Annotated in this window: 15 protein-coding genes; 6 read left to right on the forward strand and 9 right to left on the reverse strand. The window is 38.1% G+C overall.

The window, feature by feature from the left end:
• Positions 1-35 precede the first annotated feature (35 nt).
• Genes rimM through ACFO5T_RS03615 form a run of 3 tightly spaced genes read left to right on the forward strand, consistent with a single transcriptional unit; the run spans position 36 to position 2615 of the window.
• A complete protein-coding gene (gene rimM / locus ACFO5T_RS03605; protein WP_038597557.1) occupies positions 36-560 on the forward strand; it encodes a ribosome maturation factor RimM in 525 nt (174 codons plus the stop codon).
• Complete coding sequence (locus tag ACFO5T_RS03610; protein ID WP_375252133.1) at positions 560-1378, forward strand: tRNA1(Val) (adenine(37)-N6)-methyltransferase; 819 nt, start codon at positions 560-562, stop codon at positions 1376-1378. Before rimM ends, ACFO5T_RS03610 begins: the two co-directional genes overlap by 1 nt.
• A 58-nt stretch (positions 1379-1436) precedes the next feature.
• Positions 1437-2615, forward strand: coding sequence for an acyl-CoA dehydrogenase family protein (locus ACFO5T_RS03615; RefSeq protein ID WP_038597551.1), 1179 nt, complete (start codon positions 1437-1439; stop codon positions 2613-2615).
• A gap of 77 nt (positions 2616-2692) precedes the next feature.
• Here the strand turns inward: ACFO5T_RS03615 and ACFO5T_RS03620 are convergent, their stop codons facing one another.
• Positions 2693-3595, reverse strand: a complete 903-nt coding sequence (locus ACFO5T_RS03620) for an iron-sulfur cluster biogenesis protein NfuA (RefSeq protein ID WP_038597548.1) — start codon at positions 3593-3595, stop codon at positions 2693-2695.
• 309 nt (positions 3596-3904) lie between these two features.
• Here ACFO5T_RS03620 and ACFO5T_RS03625 point away from each other — a divergent pair, with 309 nt between their 5' ends.
• Positions 3905-4906: a PorP/SprF family type IX secretion system membrane protein gene (locus ACFO5T_RS03625; protein ID WP_035325795.1), complete on the forward strand. Its 1002-nt coding sequence runs from the start codon at positions 3905-3907 to the stop codon at positions 4904-4906.
• A 90-nt stretch (positions 4907-4996) separates the two neighbouring features.
• Here ACFO5T_RS03625 and ACFO5T_RS03630 read toward each other — a convergent pair whose 3' ends face one another.
• Complete coding sequence (locus ACFO5T_RS03630; RefSeq protein WP_380032124.1) at positions 4997-5878, reverse strand: OmpA/MotB family protein; 882 nt, start codon at positions 5876-5878, stop codon at positions 4997-4999.
• A 130-nt stretch (positions 5879-6008) separates the two neighbouring features.
• Positions 6009-7181 carry a hypothetical protein gene (locus tag ACFO5T_RS03635; protein WP_380032126.1) on the reverse strand — a complete coding sequence of 391 codons (1173 nt, stop codon included), beginning with the start codon at positions 7179-7181 and terminating at the stop codon, positions 6009-6011.
• A gap of 253 nt (positions 7182-7434) precedes the next feature.
• On the opposite strand from ACFO5T_RS03635, the gene ACFO5T_RS03640 reads away from it, so the two are divergent.
• Both ACFO5T_RS03640 and ACFO5T_RS03645 read left to right on the forward strand, forming a co-directional pair.
• Positions 7435-9633: a histidine kinase gene (locus tag ACFO5T_RS03640; protein WP_380032128.1), complete on the forward strand. Its 2199-nt coding sequence runs from the start codon at positions 7435-7437 to the stop codon at positions 9631-9633.
• Positions 9634-9635: 2 nt separating this feature from the next.
• The gene (locus ACFO5T_RS03645; RefSeq protein WP_380032130.1) at positions 9636-10370 is read left to right on the forward strand and encodes a LytR/AlgR family response regulator transcription factor; all 735 of its coding nucleotides are present in this window, start codon (positions 9636-9638) and stop codon (positions 10368-10370) included.
• Positions 10371-10376: 6 nt separating this feature from the next.
• Here ACFO5T_RS03645 and murI read toward each other — a convergent pair whose 3' ends face one another.
• The 6 genes from murI to porG form a co-directional block, all read right to left on the reverse strand.
• Complete coding sequence (gene murI, locus ACFO5T_RS03650) at positions 10377-11183, reverse strand: glutamate racemase (RefSeq protein WP_380032132.1); 807 nt, start codon at positions 11181-11183, stop codon at positions 10377-10379.
• 90 nt (positions 11184-11273) lie between these two features.
• Positions 11274-11786 (reverse strand): OmpH/Skp family outer membrane protein, encoded by a 513-nt coding sequence (locus ACFO5T_RS03655; protein ID WP_380032134.1) that lies wholly within the window; start codon positions 11784-11786, stop codon positions 11274-11276.
• Positions 11787-11825: 39 nt separating this feature from the next.
• Positions 11826-12830, reverse strand: coding sequence for an OmpH/Skp family outer membrane protein (locus tag ACFO5T_RS03660; protein ID WP_380032136.1), 1005 nt, complete (start codon positions 12828-12830; stop codon positions 11826-11828).
• A gap of 37 nt (positions 12831-12867) precedes the next feature.
• On the reverse strand, positions 12868-15549 hold the full coding sequence (locus ACFO5T_RS03665) for a BamA/OMP85 family outer membrane protein (protein ID WP_380032138.1): 2682 nt from the start codon (positions 15547-15549) through the stop codon (positions 12868-12870).
• Complete coding sequence (locus ACFO5T_RS03670; protein ID WP_035325783.1) at positions 15482-16222, reverse strand: isoprenyl transferase; 741 nt, start codon at positions 16220-16222, stop codon at positions 15482-15484. The genes ACFO5T_RS03665 and ACFO5T_RS03670 overlap by 68 nt, the downstream gene beginning before the upstream one ends.
• 7 nt (positions 16223-16229) lie before the next feature.
• A complete protein-coding gene (gene porG, locus ACFO5T_RS03675; RefSeq protein WP_035325782.1) occupies positions 16230-16904 on the reverse strand; it encodes a type IX secretion system protein PorG in 675 nt (224 codons plus the stop codon).
• Positions 16905-17032 lie beyond the last annotated feature (128 nt).

A 17032-nucleotide genomic window follows, 5' to 3' on the forward strand; every position in this document is an offset into this window, starting at 1 on the left:
TTATTTTATAAGATATCATTGTATTTTTACAACATATGAAAAAGGAAGAATGTTTTTACCTAGGTAAAATAGTACGTAAGTACAGTTTTAAAGGAGAACTACTCGCAAAGCTAGATACAGACGAGCCAGAACAATATGTAGATATGGACTCCGTCTTTATCGATTTTGGGCCTAGTCTTGTACCTTATTTTATCGAGTCTTCACAACTACACAAGTCTACACTGCTCCGTGTAAAATTTGAGGATATAGATACAGAAGAAGATGCAGATGATATGATAGGAGCTGGTTTATACCTTCCACTAGACCTATTGCCAGAGTTAACCGGAGATCAATTTTACTTCCACGAGGTAGTAGGCTTTACTGCAGTAGATAAGGCTTTTGGTGAAATAGGTACCATCACTTATGTAAATGACAGTAACACGCAGGCTATTTTTGAAATAGACCGTGATGGCTCTCAAGTACTCATCCCTATGGTAGATGATTTTATCAAGAAAGTAGACCGCGAGAACAAGCAAATGCATTTTGAATTACCTGAAGGCTTGATAGATTTATACATATAATGTCATCAAAACCCTTTAAATTCAAACAGTTTACCATCGCTCAAGATCGCTGTGCGATGAAAATAGGTACAGACGGCGTCTTGCTAGGTGCTTGGACGTCTACAGAGGCATATCCAGATAGCATACTCGATATAGGGACAGGCACAGGTGTGATTGCACTTATGCTTGCACAGCGCTGCGATGCACAAACTATAGATGCCGTAGAGCTAGATGATAATGCCTATGAGCAGGCTACCGAAAATTTTGAAAACAGTGACTGGGGCGATCGTCTGTTTTGTTACCACGCACATTTATACGAGTTTGCGGCAGAGGTAGATGATGAGTATGACCTTATAGTTTGTAACCCTCCATTTTATACAGAAGATCTCACACAAGCCTCGCAAGATGCATTAAAAGAAAAGTCGCAAAATGATGGTGCAGCCCAAGATGCAAGAGAGCAAGCAAGGTTTGAATCTGCGATGCCTTTTGAGTTACTTGTGGGAGCGGTAGCAAAGCTGCTTTCACCAGAAGGTACATTTAACGTTATAATCCCTTATGAGCGTGAAGAAGATTTTATTTTGCTATGCTCAAGAGCGCAACTTGTGCCTACAAGAATTACCAGAGTAAAAGGAACCCCAGACGCACCAGTAAAGCGCAGTCTTATGTCTTTCTCATTTGCTGTTCAAGATGAAGAAGTGGTAGGTGGAGAAGACCGCTTTCGCGAAAGCGTAACCCCGCAAAGTCCCGCAGAGATAACAACACTTATTATAGAAAAGTCACGCCACGATTATACGGACGCATATGTCTCGCTAGTTAAAGACTTCTATATCAAAATGTAAGCTTGGTTTTGGGCATTGAAAACGTTTTCGCTACTTTTACGATGCAAAAAACTAAGCTATGAAACCAGATCTTTTTGAGGCTCCAGATTATTATAATCTAGACGACCTTCTTACCGAAGAACATAAATTAATACGTGATGCTGCCCGCGCTTGGGTAAAGCGTGATGTATCACCTATAATAGAACAAGCAGCGCAAGATGCAAAGTTTCCAAAATCTATCATTCCAGGCCTAGCAGAGATAGGTGCTTTTGGACCATATATTCCTGAGCAATATGGCGGAGCTGGCTTAGATCAAATTTCTTACGGTCTTATAATGCAAGAGATAGAGCGTGGTGACTCTGGTGTGCGATCTACTGCCTCTGTACAATCTTCACTAGTGATGTATCCTATATGGAAATATGGCTCTGAAGAGCAGCGTAACAAGTTTTTACCAAAACTAGCCTCTGGTGAGTTTATGGGATCTTTTGGACTTACAGAACCAGATCACGGGTCTAATCCTAGTGGGATGGTCACAAACTTTAAAGATATGGGGGACCATTATCTATTAAACGGGGCAAAACTTTGGATCTCAAATAGCCCATTTTGTGATGTGGCTGTTGTGTGGGCAAAAAATGAAGAGGGACGTATACACGGTCTTATAGTAGAAAGAGGAATGGAAGGATTTTCTACTCCAGAGACTCACAATAAATGGTCACTTAGAGCAAGTGCAACAGGTGAGCTTATCTTTCAAGATGTAAAAGTGCCTAAAGAAAATTTATTGCCAAATAAATCTGGATTAGGAGCGCCATTAGGTTGTCTTGATTCGGCACGTTTTGGTATTGCTTGGGGAGCAATAGGAGCCGCAATGGACTGTTATGATACTGCATTGCGTTATGCAAAAGAGCGTATCCAGTTTGGGAAGCCTATTGCCGCATTCCAATTGCAGCAAAAGAAGCTTGCAGAAATGATTACAGAGATTACAAAGGCACAATTACTAGCTTTTAGACTAGGACAGCTCAAAAATGAAGATAGAGCCACGTCTGCACAAATATCTATGGCAAAACGTAATAATGTCGAGATGGCTATAAAAATTGCTCGTGAGGCACGCCAGATGCTAGGTGGTATGGGTATTACAGGAGAGTATAGTATTATGCGCCATATGATGAACCTAGAAAGTGTAATCACTTATGAAGGTACGCACGACATACACTTGCTTATAACAGGGCTTGATATTACAGGAGAGAATGCTTTTAAATAGTAAACGTTACTCTAACTGAAAAAGCCTCATTACATTTTTGTGTAATGAGGCTTTTTTAATTTTGTGAGATTATAAATCTAGCCGTTAATAGCTTCTACCATATTGATCTTACCTGGGAGCATTTGCTTAAGCATATTTTCTATTCCGTTTTTAAGTGTAAACGTACTAGAAGGACAACCACTACAAGCACCTTGTAAAATTACCGAGACGTTTTGGGTCTTCTCATCATAATGTTTAAAAACAATATTACCTCCATCACTAGCAACGGCAGGTTTTACATATTCTTCTATAATATTTACAATCTCTTTTGATACGTCATCTAGAGTTTCAAACTTTTCTTCGGCGATGGCGTCTACTTGTTGAGGAGTTTTGAGCTGCTCTGCAGTTACGATTTCTTTTCCATCTTGAATGTAGTCACGTATAAACTCACGTGTCTCAGTTACAACCTCATCCCACTCTGCCATATCATACTTCTGGACTGAGATATAATTTTCATCAAAAAATACTTCTTTTACAAATGGAAAGTGAAAAAGCGCCTTGGCCATAGGTGCATTTGCAGTATCATCAATACTTTTAAACTCAAAAGAGGTTGTTACCAGCTTTTTATTTGCTACAAACTTAATAGTAGACGGGTTAGGCGTAGACTCTGCATATACTGTTACTGGTATTTTTTTGGCAGCAACATCTTCTATAATTACAAGCCCGTTATCATTAAGATAATCTTCTACTTGGTTTGCAACTTCTTGCTGCACATCTATCCACTCTACGATATTATATTTTTCTATCGCGACAAAGTTTTGTGCGATGTAAACAGTTTTTACAAAAGGTAAGTAAAACAGTTGCTGTGCAAGTGGAGAGTTTGCAGCCTCATCTATATTTTTAAATTCGTAGCTATTGTGATTAACAAGAAATTGATCTGCTTGAAATTTTTTGATAGCAGGATTTGATGTTCCCTCTACAGATATATTATATGTTGCCATAGGTGATCTTTTTTTGCAAAGGTAGGGAAGATGAGCCTTAAAATGTTATAGAATAGTATATGAATGAGTACTAGGGACGATGTTATTATTTTTAATACTACTAGTGTTATATTTTGGTAAATATGCTGCTGTAATAGTATCTCCCGATATGAGTTCACTTCATATTTAAGGATATGTATTGTAAAAAGTCATATATTTGAGAGCTACGGAAGTAAAATCTTTTGTAGGCCTTACTTAAAAAATAATAGACTGCAGTCGCAAGGGGCAATATCCAATGCGATTTACTGTTGTATAGAAAACGAAAAACCTATGAGTTTGAAGAAATCCTACTTTCTAATAGCCTTGTTTTTTGCGCAATATGCTATTGCACAAGAGGGAATACCTGTATACCTTGATTACTTACAAGATAACCTGTATTTATTACACCCATCTATGGCGGGAGCCTCTCAAACCACAAAGTTAAGAGGAACTGCTCGTGGCCAGTGGGCAGGAGTAGATGATGCACCAGCATTACAAACGGTTAGTATGAATGGTCGAGTAGGTGAGAAAATAGGTGTAGGAGGTATCCTTTTTAATGATAGAAATGGATACTTTTCTCAGCAAGGTGCTTATGCAACATTTGCTTATCACTTAATGTTAGGTCGTAGCTTTGCAGATCTTAACCAGCTTTCTTTTGGTATAAGCGCTGGTATAATACAGGGTAAACTAGACGAGACTAATTTTGACCTCACAGATTTTGATCCAGTAATTTCAGGAATAGAGCAAAGTGATTCTTACTTAAATGTAGATTTTGGAATGTCTTATAACTTCTTAGACTTCTCTGCACATTTTACAGTTAAGAATGCAATACCTGCAAAGCGTGATATTTTTAGTGAAAATTTTGAGCCTAACAACCAGCGTCGCTATATAGTCTCAATGGCATATGCGGTAACACCTAATTATACAGACTGGAGTTTTGAACCATCTGTAATGTTTCAAGCAACAGAGCAAACGGGTGAAGCTACACTAGATGTAAATGCAAAAGCATATTATAAACTTGACTGGGGACGTCTCTGGGGAGGTTTGTCATATAGAAGAAGTTTTGACGGAGCAGAGTTTACAACAAATGGTGAAACTGTAGATGTACAAAAATTACAATACGTTACACCTTTTATAGGAGGAATGTATGATCGCTTTATTTTTGGTTACACATACTCATACCAGAGCAACTCTGTAGTGCTTACTAATGGTGGTTTCCACCAGATTACATTAGGTCTTAATTTAGGAGTAAATAAAGATCCTTATGACTGTAATTGCCCTGCAATAAACTAACTATTATCTCGCTTTCGCGAAAGCGTAATCACAATAAAAAAGCCTCATCAAATTGATGAGGCTTTCTTGTTTTTAAGACATTATCTAGACTTACTCATTTGAAGCCATAAGTGCTAAAAACTTATCTAAGTTGGGTAAAATAAGAATACGTGTTCTTCTATTTCTAGACATATTCTCTTTGCTGTTGTTTTCTACAAGTGGGACATAGCTACTTCTCCCAGACGCTATAAGCTTTGCAGGATCTACGTTATGTTTATTTTGTAACTCACGTACTATTGCTGTAGCTCGCTGTACACTTAAGTCCCAGTTATCTTTAAGGTAAGAACCCTTCTTAACGGTGCGGCTATCTGTGTGTCCTTCTACCATAACCTCTACTGCAGGCTCAGAATTTACTACTGCTGCAATACGTCTTAAAAGATCATCTGCCTCTTTGCTTACTTTATAGCTTCCTGAGCGAAATAACATCTTATCTGAGATAGAGATTTGTACAACCGTATCATCTATGTCGATGTTAATATCTTGGCTAGCGTTGTTTCCATACACATCGCGGTCTAGGTTGCGTTTGAGCTTGTGCGATACGGCAAGATTCATAGAGTCTTCAAGTGTTTGTGCTTGTGCCAGCTCACTTGGATCTACATTTGCAAGTACAGCTCTAAGTTTCTTTTTTGTGTTTTCAGACATTACCGTACCATTTGTAGTAATCTCAAATTTTGAATCATTTGAGGCCTGTAAATCTGTGTTGGTGTCTTTAAGAGCGTTAATTTTATTATTATAATCATCTACACGTTGCTCTATAGCAGCATACTTTGCTTCTATCTCTTCTTTCTCTACTTTAGTTTTGGTAAGTGTAACCTTTGTAGTGTCATACTCAGATTGTAATTGGGTATATTTTTTCTTTGAAACGCAAGAGGTTATCATTCCTGCAGTAAGTGCAATAAGTAGGGTGTTTTTTGATATTCTTGAAATACTCATAAATCTTTAGTTTAGTGTTTACTTCTATCTTATACGGCTAGAGTGATTTGTATAGACGTTAAGAGAATCATAAAAACAAAAATTGCCTCTAGTTGTCGCTAGAGGCAATTAAAATTTAGATGTATTAAACTTATTCTTCCCAGTGGTAATCTTTTACTTTACCCTGCTTTTTTATTGCTTCAATAAGGGCGTTGCGCAACTCGTTATCTTTCTTATCTGTCTTTGCCGCTACATATGATTGACGCTTCTTATTAAGAGTGGCAATCTCCTCTTGTATTTTTTTACGTTCTTTCTTTTTTTGAGCGATGTATGTTTTTATTTCCTCTTCGTCCTTTCCTTTTAATTCCTTGGGAAGTTCTGATACTTCAAGCTCTTCTACAATCCCCTCATTATCATCTAGCGCATCTACAAGATCCCAGCTACTATTTTTATATAACCTTGAGCTCTTGCTTACGGCTCTTTTTACGGCATTTGCACTACCATATGCCTCTGCATTAGTGTCTTGACTGCTTTGCAGTGCCATCTTACTCGAGGCAAGATTTCCATACCCTACATAGGTTTTGTTAAGTGCTGCATTTTTATGTAAAATCTCATCATCATAAGGAGACGGGATATGTACCGTTGTACGGTCGCTATTTATTGCGATGTAGTCGCCCTTTGTAAGCGCAGCACCATCTTTCCAATGTGTTTTAACACCTTGATTATAATCACCACAAAAGATAGTATTTATGGTTACATCCTTACCGCAAGCATTGCTAGCAGCACTTTCATAAGTAATAGGCCCTTGGTTAAAGGGTTCATTGCCGGCTATAAATATTAAATTAAGGTCGTTTGCATTTTTACCCCAGTCTAGCTGGTTGAGCGAGGTTTGTATCACATTACCACAATACTCGTTACCACCATTTGTTGTGAGTGAGAAAAGGTTTTTAGAAATCTCATCTAGATCTGTGCTAAAGGCGCTCACCATCCTAATGTATCCCTCTCTTGCATTAAGGCGATCATTACCGTATTCATAAAGGGCAATTTTAAGATCTGGTTGTGAGTCATTTCCACATTTTGCAAGTGCAAGCTCGTTTACAAGTTCCCAGAGTTGAGCCCTTGCCTGGTCTATAAGACCATCCATACTATTTGAGGTGTCCAGCAGCAAAGCGACTTTTATGGTGTTTGTGTCAGGTTTAGGAGTAGAGATGTGTAGTGATGAGGTTTCCGCTTTCGCGAAAGCGTAATTTTCCACCTTAAGTTCTCCTGCGATACTGTTTGTGAGTGTTCCCAGGGTAGCAGCAAGTAGCAATAGCGTTTTCATAAGTTTGTTTTTTGAGATGAATAAAAATGTTGAGAGTTATGTCTAATGTCTCTTTTTGAATTAGTTACAAGTCAAAAGTAGCAAGGGCTTTGTCTAGAAATTATCGTTATTGAGTAAACTAGCACTACTGGTGAGTGAACGCACCAGTGATTTGAGTAAAGTGGCAAAATATGGATGTAAAATGCCATTTATAAGCAAGTTGCGGGGCCTTGTGATTTTAGGATGCTAGATTTATAGTGTATGTTTGATACCAATGAGAACTAGAATTTACATATTATGCATACTCTGTATTGCCTTGCTGTCACCAGCAATGCAAGCACAGCAAAAAAATAGAGCCGTAAGTCGTAGCACAAACGAGATCTTCATTTTAAGAGGTAGTGTGCTAGATACCGAAACTATGAAGCCTGTAAACAAGGTAAATGTAGAGGTTACTGGAGGTGCTTACACAAAGACTGGCCGCGATGGGGAGTTTCGTATAGAGGCAAAATTAGGTGATGAGCTTGTGGTTAAAAGTGAAGATTTTGAAACTGTTTATTATACAGTAAAAGACAAGCAGCGCATTAGGGTAGAGGTAAGGCCGCTGGAAGAGGCTATAGCGCTCGAGCAAATGCAAGATGTAGAAGAAGAATTAGTAAGCTATAAAACATATCTCAGCGAGGCACAATCTATATATAGGAGAGATGCCGCTGCTGGCGTAGATCAAGTTTCAAAAGCACTTGCCATAGAGGGCTTGTCATCACAAGAGCGAGCAGAGAGTTTTAAATTACTAGGTGATATTTATAGTTTCTGGAAACAGTATGATCTTGCCATTACAAACTATAAGCTTAGTATAAAGAATACACCCAGCACTGCGGTAGAGATTGCTCTTGCAAAGGCATACTATAATAATAAGAGTTATCAAGAGAGTATACGTCTCTACAAAAGGCTAGAAAACAAAAAGCTCACTCCCCAACAGCTTGTTACAGTAAAAGAAGGCCTGGGAGACGCCTACGTTGCTACTGGTGACTATGTGACATCTATTACAAATTATGAAGCTGTAGAGCGTACGGTTTCAGAGCTTAATAAAGTCTCAGAAGCTGCACGCGTGCGTACAAAAATAGGTGATGCTTATGACCAGCAAGGGGCGCAACAAGAAGCAGCATCAAACTATAACAAAGCGGCGCAGTTATCTAGTCTTGAAAAAACAGAATCTTCTGTAAGAGCAAAAACAAACATTGCAGATTATTATAGTAGAAACAAATCTTATGACGCAGAGATCGAGTTACGTAAATCTGCTATAGAAGACTTAAGTGTGGTTGCACCAGACTCTATTTCTAATGATGATGTTATTACCACTCAAAAGCAAAATTATAAGATAGGATTTGCACTGGCTGCTCAAAATAAATACGACGAGTCTATAACATTTCTTAACAAAAGTATTGAAGAAGCAAAACGCAAAGAAGACCTCACGGTAGAAACTAATGCACGTAGAAGGCTCTCTGAGGTATATAGAGATAAAGGTGACATAGATAAGTTTAAAGAAGCTTACGAGGCTTATAAGGAGGTGGTAGATCTTAGTTACAATCGTAAGGAACAAGAGATTTCGCAGGCTACAAGATTTGCAAAAGATATTACAGAACAACAAAACCGAATCATAAGCTTAGAAAAAGATAGACAACTCAATGAGAGTAGATATCAGCTAGCTTTTCAAGAGCAAGAGCTTGTAAAGGCACGTGATACTAGACAAAAGGTGATTATAGGATCATTAATTCTAGTGACAGCCTTGCTTATGCTTACAGCTTTTGCAATGTACCGTAGTAGTAAAAAGCAGCAGTATGCAAATAATGTACTTGCTCTTAAAAGTCTACGCTCACAGATGAATCCGCATTTTATCTTTAATGCCCTTAATTCTGTTAATAGCTTTATAGCTACTAATGATGAGCGCACTGCAAATAGATACTTGTCTGACTTCTCTATACTAATGCGAGCCGTATTAGAAAATAGTGAGGAGGATTTTATACCACTCTCTAGCGAGATAGATCTCATAAAACGCTATACAATGCTAGAACATTTTAGGTTCAAAAATAGATTTGACTACGAGATCGAGGTAGATGAAGAGCTCGATGTAGACGCATTTATGATACCTCCTATGTTGCTCCAGCCTTACGTAGAAAACGCGGTATGGCACGGTATGAGGTACAAAGAAGAAAAAGGAAAATTACAAATAACCTTTGCTCAAAAAGATGAAGAAACGGCGGTAATAACCGTTTCTGATGATGGAGTGGGGCGCAAGCGAAGCAAGGAGTTGAAAACCGAAAATCAAAAGAAACAGAAATCTAAAGGAATGGGTAATATCAAAAAGCGTATTGCAATCCTTAACGAGATGTATGGCGATAGAATAAGTGTTGCGGTATCAGATATTTTTGAAAACGGAGAGGGAACACAAGTACAACTCTTTATTAAAAAAGCATAATTATGGAGCTCAAAACAATCATAGTAGAAGACGAAGAGACAAGTAGAGAGATACTGCGCAACTATCTTACAAAATATTGCCCAAAAGTAACTATTGTTGGGGAGGCCGAAAATGTAGATGAAGCCCTTGTGTTAATACGCAATCATAAACTAGATCTTGTCTTTTTAGATGTGGAGATGCCTAAGGGTAATGCCTTTGACCTGCTTGAGCAAGTGGGCGATCGTACATTTGAGACAGTCTTTGTCACGGCATATAATCAGTATGCGATGGATGCGCTTAATACACACGCCTCATATTATTTACTTAAACCCGTTTCTATAGATGAGCTTATCAAAGCAGTAGACTATGTAATCGAGATAAAGTCTAAAGAAAATGCACTAGAAAACAAGGTGCTTACCACACACAATATGGATAAGCAGGGTAAGATAACTATACCTGTACAAGATGGTTTTGAGGTGCTCCCGGCAAAAGATATTTTATACTGCCAGGCAGATGATAATTATACGCAGATTTTTATGAAATCTGGCGATAAGAAGCTAGTAAGTAAAACGCTCAAGTTTTTTGAAGTAGCCCTTACAGATTTTGGGTTTGCTCGAGTGCATAAGTCTTTTCTTGTAAATGTAAATGAGATTACTGGTTACAAAAAAGGAAAGGGCGGGAGCGTAGTTATGAGTACTGGTAAAGAGGTGCTTGTCTCGGCGAGTCAGAAGTCTAACCTGCTTGCTTACTTTAAATAAACGTTTCTAAAAATCTTTGTGTGATATAGTAATGGTGGTGGTGGGTTTTACGCTTTCGCGAAAGCGTAATAAGACCTTTTTAAGCACCTTCACATCTCCATTAGTATACAGGTAGTGCTCACTTGACACGTCCCCCGAAAGATTGTTTAAACCTTTTAAAACTGCCTCTGTCTGTCTAGCTACAGCTAGCCCAGAGTCTATAATTGCTACGTGTGGAGGCAACATCTTTTTTAATAATGGGATGAGGTAGGGGTAATGGCTGCAACCTAGCACGAGGTAGTCTATGTTTTTTTCGACCATAGGCTGTATATAGGATTCTAATAAGTTGTATAGCTCAAGATTCTCTAGATCTCCTTGCTCTATAAGAGGTACAAGACCTTCTCCAATTACCTCAATAACGTCTACGCCTTGTGTCCATCTCTCTGAGGTAGTTTGAAAAAGCGCGCTGTTAAGTGTGCCCTTTGTAGCGAGTATACCTATTGCCTTGCTCTGAGATTGTACAGCTGCAGGTTTAATAGCAGGTTCTATACCTATAAACGGAATATTGTAGTGTTCTCTAAGATAGTCTATAGCATTTGTAGTTGCCGTGTTACAAGCTACTACAATGATTTTGGCTCCTAGATTAATGAGTTTTTCTGTGTTTTTTACAGAGAGAGCAATAATGTCTTCTTTAGACTTTGCGCCGTATGGTGCGTTTATACTGTCTGCAAGGTAGATGGTGTTTTCGCCAGGTAGTCTAGTCACTATTTCTTTCCAGATGGAGGTGCCCCCTATACCACTGTCAAAAACTCCTATAACATCCTTATTACTCATAGTTCTAAAATAAAAAAAACTGCCCTAGAAAGGGCAGTTTTTATATACTTATTGATAATGTACTCAGTGATTGGTTATCAAGCTTTAGATTTATATCCCTAGAGCCGCTTTTGCGTCTGCCATTAGATCATAACCATCTGCCATAAGAACGCCTCCTGCTCCTGGAGTTGAGTCAAGTACAAACTCATAACCTTTTGCTCGTGCTACTTTCTGGATAGCAAGTCTAGCTTCTTCTAAGATAGGTTTGATAAGCTCTTGTTGTTTTACTTCAAGTTTTTGCATTGCAGACTGTTGGTACTTCACAATGTTAGTACGAGTTTCTTGTACTTCGTTCATACGTCTTTGGTTCTCTTCATCTGTTTGCGTTTCTGCCTCACGGTTGTAACGTTCTAATGTTTTTTGAAGTTCATTACCCATTCCTGAGATGTCGGCATCATATGACTTCTGTAGTTTTTCTAGCTCTGCCATAGCTGTCTTATATGAAGGCATAGCTTCTACAAGAGACTGCGAGTTAATGTGTGCAACTTTGCTTTGTGCTTGCATAGCGCTGCTCATTCCTACGATAAGTGCAATTGCTGCTAATACTTTTGTAAACTGTTTCATTGTAATCTAATTTGAGTTAAGTGTAAAATTTAATAAGGGTTAAATACCTCCTCCATCTTCGCCATCTGCTTGTGAAGGATTTGCTTTTCTTTTTCTAGCTTCTATAATAGAATCTCTTTTTGCTTTACGTACAGCAATTATAGAATCTTTTCTTCTTTTTCTTGCCTCTAGCGCTGCTTCTTTTGCAGAGAGCGCATCACCTGTTTTTTTATCTAAAGTAGGAGTTCCAGAATTTCTACTTGCTGCTTTTGCCTCACGCACAGCTGTAATAGAGTCTTTTTTACGTTTACGCTCTTCAAGAAGTTTCTTTCTTCTTTCTTCAAAAGCTGCTTGACGCTCTGCCTTTTGAGCATTACGTTCTTTATTACGTGCTTCTAGTGCTGCCTCACGCTCAGATTTTTTTGCCTCTATAGCACGTTGTCTTTCTTGGGTAGCCTTGTCTTGCTCTACAGTTTTTGCTTCGTCTATATCAAAGTCTCTTTCTTCTTTCTTATTGTTTATCTGGTTGCGCTTTGCAGCACGAGTTATACTTCTTAATACTTGATCGCTTATGTTAAGGCGGTCTGCAGTATAAAGCATCATAAGATCTGAAGATTTATCAAAAACTAAGTCAAACTTTTTGGCTGTAGATATCTCTTGCACCGCATTAAAAACTTGATCTTGTACGGGCTCTACGAGTTGTCTTCTTTGTATAGCGAGATCTCCTCCAGGTCCAAAGCGTTTTTGTTGATACTCTAAGATTTGATCTCTCTCAAAAGCAATCTCTTCATCACGCTCTTCTATAAGTTCTTTCGTTAATAGTGCTCGCTCATTATCTAGCTGTTTTTTCATTGCAGATACTTCTTCGAGCTTTGTTTCTATCTCTCCTTTCCATCTTGCAACTTTTTCATCAAGTTGTGAGGAAGCTTCTTGATATTCTGGTACATTCTCGAGAATGTATTCCATATCAATATAACCTATACGTACACCACTTGCTCGTTGACCTTGAGCGCTAAGGCCTAAAAGGAAAGTTGCTATTAATAAGATAAAAACGTTTGTCTTCATAATTTCAGAGTTGCATTAGAAATAATCGTGCCAAAAATTAAAACTGCTGTCCGATAATGAAGTGAGTTTCCCATCCATTTGCTCCTGTTGTACCAGGAATTGGGTCAAATCCATATCCAAAATCCAGACCTAATAATCCAAAGGCCGGCATAAATATACGAATTCCTGCCCCAGCAGATCTACTCAATTGAAACGGGTTATAATCTCTAAAATTGTCATAAGATGATCCTGCTTCTGCAAAAGTTAATGCATAGATGCTCGCCTGAGGGCTAAATGTGATAGGGTAACGTAGTTCAAGACTAAATTTATTGTAAATGGTAGCACCATCATTAGCCTGCCCTGTGCTTTGTAAAATAGCGCCTCTATCTATAGGAGTTACAGACTGGTTAGGGTATCCTCTAAGTCTTACAATCTCTCTACCATCAAGAGAGAAACCTCCTAGACCATCACCTCCTAAGAAGAAACGTTCAAAAGGTGGTACGCCTCTATCTTGATTATAAGCACCTAGCCATCCAAATTCTACTCCAGATTGTAGTACAAACTTACCTACAAGTGGTGTATACCACTTACCAGTAAACTTTACTTTATAGTATTCTAGCCAGTTAAAACGTTCTTGATCTATCTCTCCTACAGTTTTACCTGTGCTGCTAAGACCATCTGCGATAGCCTCATCGCGCTCTATAGCTAGACCTTTATAATCAACACCATTCCAAGCAGAGTATGGTAAGGTTAATTTTGCTGTTAGACTTATGTCAGATCCACTTGTAGGGAAAATTAATCCTCCATAAAGCTCACGTCTACTTAGACCTATAGTATAGGCCAAGTTTTCTGAAGCTCCATCTCCAAAGGTAAATAGACCTGTGTTGTAGTTTTGTAAATCAAAGTGCTGGAAACTTATAGCGTGTGATAGGCTAAAGTTTCTATCTGGCCATTTAAGACGCTTAGATAATCCTACAGAACCTCCCGTAATTAAGAATTTACTGTTTCTATCTACACGATCACTTGCGCTACCTGTTGTAATACCTGTAAAAAGGTATTGTATAGTGTGCGAGAATGATGTAGAAAATTGTACTGGTTGTTTTCCTCCAAACCAAGGGTCTGTAAGAGAAGCGCTATACGTCTGGAAAAACTGACTTGCTTGTGCTCTCAAAGAAAACTTCTGGCCATCACCCATAGGTAATGGGTTGTAGGCATCTTTATTAAATATGTTCTGTATAGAGAAGTTGTTAAATGAGAGTCCTAGAGTTCCCACAAAACCTCCACCACCAAAACCTCCTTGAAGTTCTATCTGGCTTGCTCCTTGCTCTACAACGTTATACTCTAGATCTACAGTTCCACCTACTGGGTCAAAATTATTAAAATTAGGAGTAAGCTGCTGTGCGTCAAAGAAACCTAATTGACCAAGCTCACGTATTGTACCTACTACTGCTTTCTTACTGTAACGCTGTCCAGGCTTGGTAAGTAGCTCTCTGTAAATAACTTTATCTTTAGTCTTGTCATTACCTTTTACAGTTACTTTATTAAAGTAAGCGAGTTTACCTTCGGTAATGCGCACCTCAAAGTTTATGGTGTCATTTTCTACACTAGTCTCTACTGGGTTTACATTTGAGAATAAGTAACCACTGTTTTGATAAAGGTTTGCGATATTATCTGCATCAGGGTCTGTATCATCTTTTATACGTTCTTGAAGTAAAACACCGTTGTAGACATCACCTCTTTTAAGACCTAACTGTCTACTTAGTTGCTCGTCTGTATAAACTGAGTTTCCTATGAAGTCTATGTCACCTATATAATATCTACGACCTTCTTCAACATTTATTTCTACAGTTATCGTTTTGTCATTATTTTTAATGATAGAATCTGATACAATTCTAGCATCACGATATCCCTTTTCTTTGTACTTATTTATTATGGCTACTTTGTCGTCTTCATAGTCTGCCTTAATAAATTTTGACCTTTTCCAAAGACGCCAGATTTTTTTCTCCTTTGTGTTTTTCATTGATCCAAGGAGCTTTGCTTCTTGTAATTTTTCGCGGCCATTAAAGTTGATATCTTTAATTTTCACACGCTCTCCTTTGTCAATATTTACAATCATATTGACTTTGTTTTTACCTAACGTGTCTGATGCAGGTACTGTATTTACAAATACTTTTGAGTTTAAAAATCCTTTTTTCTTATATGAGTTCTCAATGTAGTTTGTAGTGGTGGTCTCAAGGTTTTCTGTGACTTTTGCCCCTTTGTTAAGGCCATTGTCTTTGATAAAGGTAGAACCTTTCTTTTGCTTAATACCTTTAAAGTGCACTTCATTAAGTTCTGGCACTTCTTTAATATCTAGCTGGAGATCTACTTTATCCCCATCTATTGCTGTCACATAAAGATTAATATCAGAAAACAGCTCTAATGACCACAATTTCTTAATTACGTTAGAAACTTTTGTGCCGGGAAGAGATATACGTTCTCCTACTCTTAACCCTGTAAATACAATTACAGTATTCTCATTGTAAGTAGAAGTTCCAGTAACCTTAATATCTGCAATTTCATACTTGATATTTGGATCTAGCGGGGTGTCTCTTTGCGCATTTACTAAGGTGCTACATAATAAGGCCAAAATAAAAATCCATCTGCCTGTTGCTCTTGAAAAAGTAGCTATACTATTTAATCTGTTCACTTGTCTTTCCAAATCTTCGTTCTCTTTTCTGATAATTGTAAATAGCGTCATGTAAATGTTCCTTTCTGAAATCTGGCCACAATACTTCTGTAAAGTAAAATTCAGCATAGGCAATTTGCCATAACAAGAAATTGCTCACTCGTTGCTCTCCACTTGTACGTATTAACAGATCTACATCTGGTATGTCATAGGTGTAAAGATGCTGATTTATACAAGATTCATCTATTTCAGCTGGCGAAATTAGGTTATTTTTAACTTTATCGCTTATTTCTCGTACTGTTTTTATAAGCTCTTCTCTACTGCCGTAACTCAGTGCTAGAGTGAGTTTAAGCCTTTTGTTGTCTTTTGTTTTTTCTATCACTTCATTGAGTTCTCGCTGGGCTTTCTTAGGTAAAGAGCTCGTTAAACCTATGGTGTTGAGCGCAACATCATTGTCTTGAAGTGTAGAAATTTCTTTTTTTAGAGAAGAGACGAGTAGATTCATAAGTGTATCTACCTCTGCTTTAGGTCTGTTCCAGTTTTCTGTAGAAAAAGCGTAGAGTGTAAGGTGGGGTATGCCCAGCTCTGCAGCAGCCTCAACAGCTTCTCTTACAGCTTTTGTACCTTTTTTATGACCAACGGCTCTAAGGAGTCCTTGTTTTTTCGCCCATCGTCCATTACCATCCATAATGATGGCAACGTGCTGGGGTAATTTATTTTTGTCAATGTGGGCGAGTGCGTCCATTATATATTTAAAATGCGCAGAAACAAGGTCTGCGGCCAAAGGTAAAGCTTACAGTTACACCTGTAAACACATACCAGTCATTATTATTTCTATTTCCAATACTTATCGTATTGTCATCTCCTACGGGTGCGCTTCCATCCAGATTATCTGTAAATGTATAACGAGCACCACCTTCTAATGCAATAACCATAGAGTTAAAAGCTACTTTGTAGCCTAACACGATTGGTATTGCAAAGTCCAGAGCATTCCCATCTTGAGTAACGCCACTTACTCTAGAAATGTTTTCGTGATTAAATGCGGTTATACCTGAGTATAAGTATGGTGCATTTGCATTACGATCTTTAAACATATCAAATTCCCAAAAGGTATACTCCAGTCCCAGTGAGACTTCTTGTAAACTGTTTGTAAATGATAATCCTCTACTTTGTCTTCTAGCTTCGTGGCTATCTACATCATTTCCTTCCAGCTCTGTAAACAGGGCTGTAAACCTGAAGGAGTGTCTTGAACTTCGGTTCCATTTTAAAATCGCTCCAAAAGCTGGTTTGTTTGGCGCAATATAATTAGTTGATCCAATGTCACTTACAACATTTGACCCACCAATAAAGGCCCCTATCTCATAGGTTTGCCCTTGCACTTCAAAATTCCAAAAAATGGCGATTAAAACAATCGTCAGGTACTTCATATAGCCGTAAAAGTTTGCAAATATAACAATTCTGTGATGGTACTGGCAATAAGAGGTTATTAAGATGATTATGTGTGTGTTCGCTTTCGCGAAAGCGTCTTTAAACCCTATATAGTCAGTCCTAAAAG

Origin of the sequence: Dokdonia genika (genome assembly GCF_042652845.1) — a bacterium.
In the GTDB taxonomy this organism is placed as follows: domain Bacteria; phylum Bacteroidota; class Bacteroidia; order Flavobacteriales; family Flavobacteriaceae; genus Dokdonia; species Dokdonia donghaensis.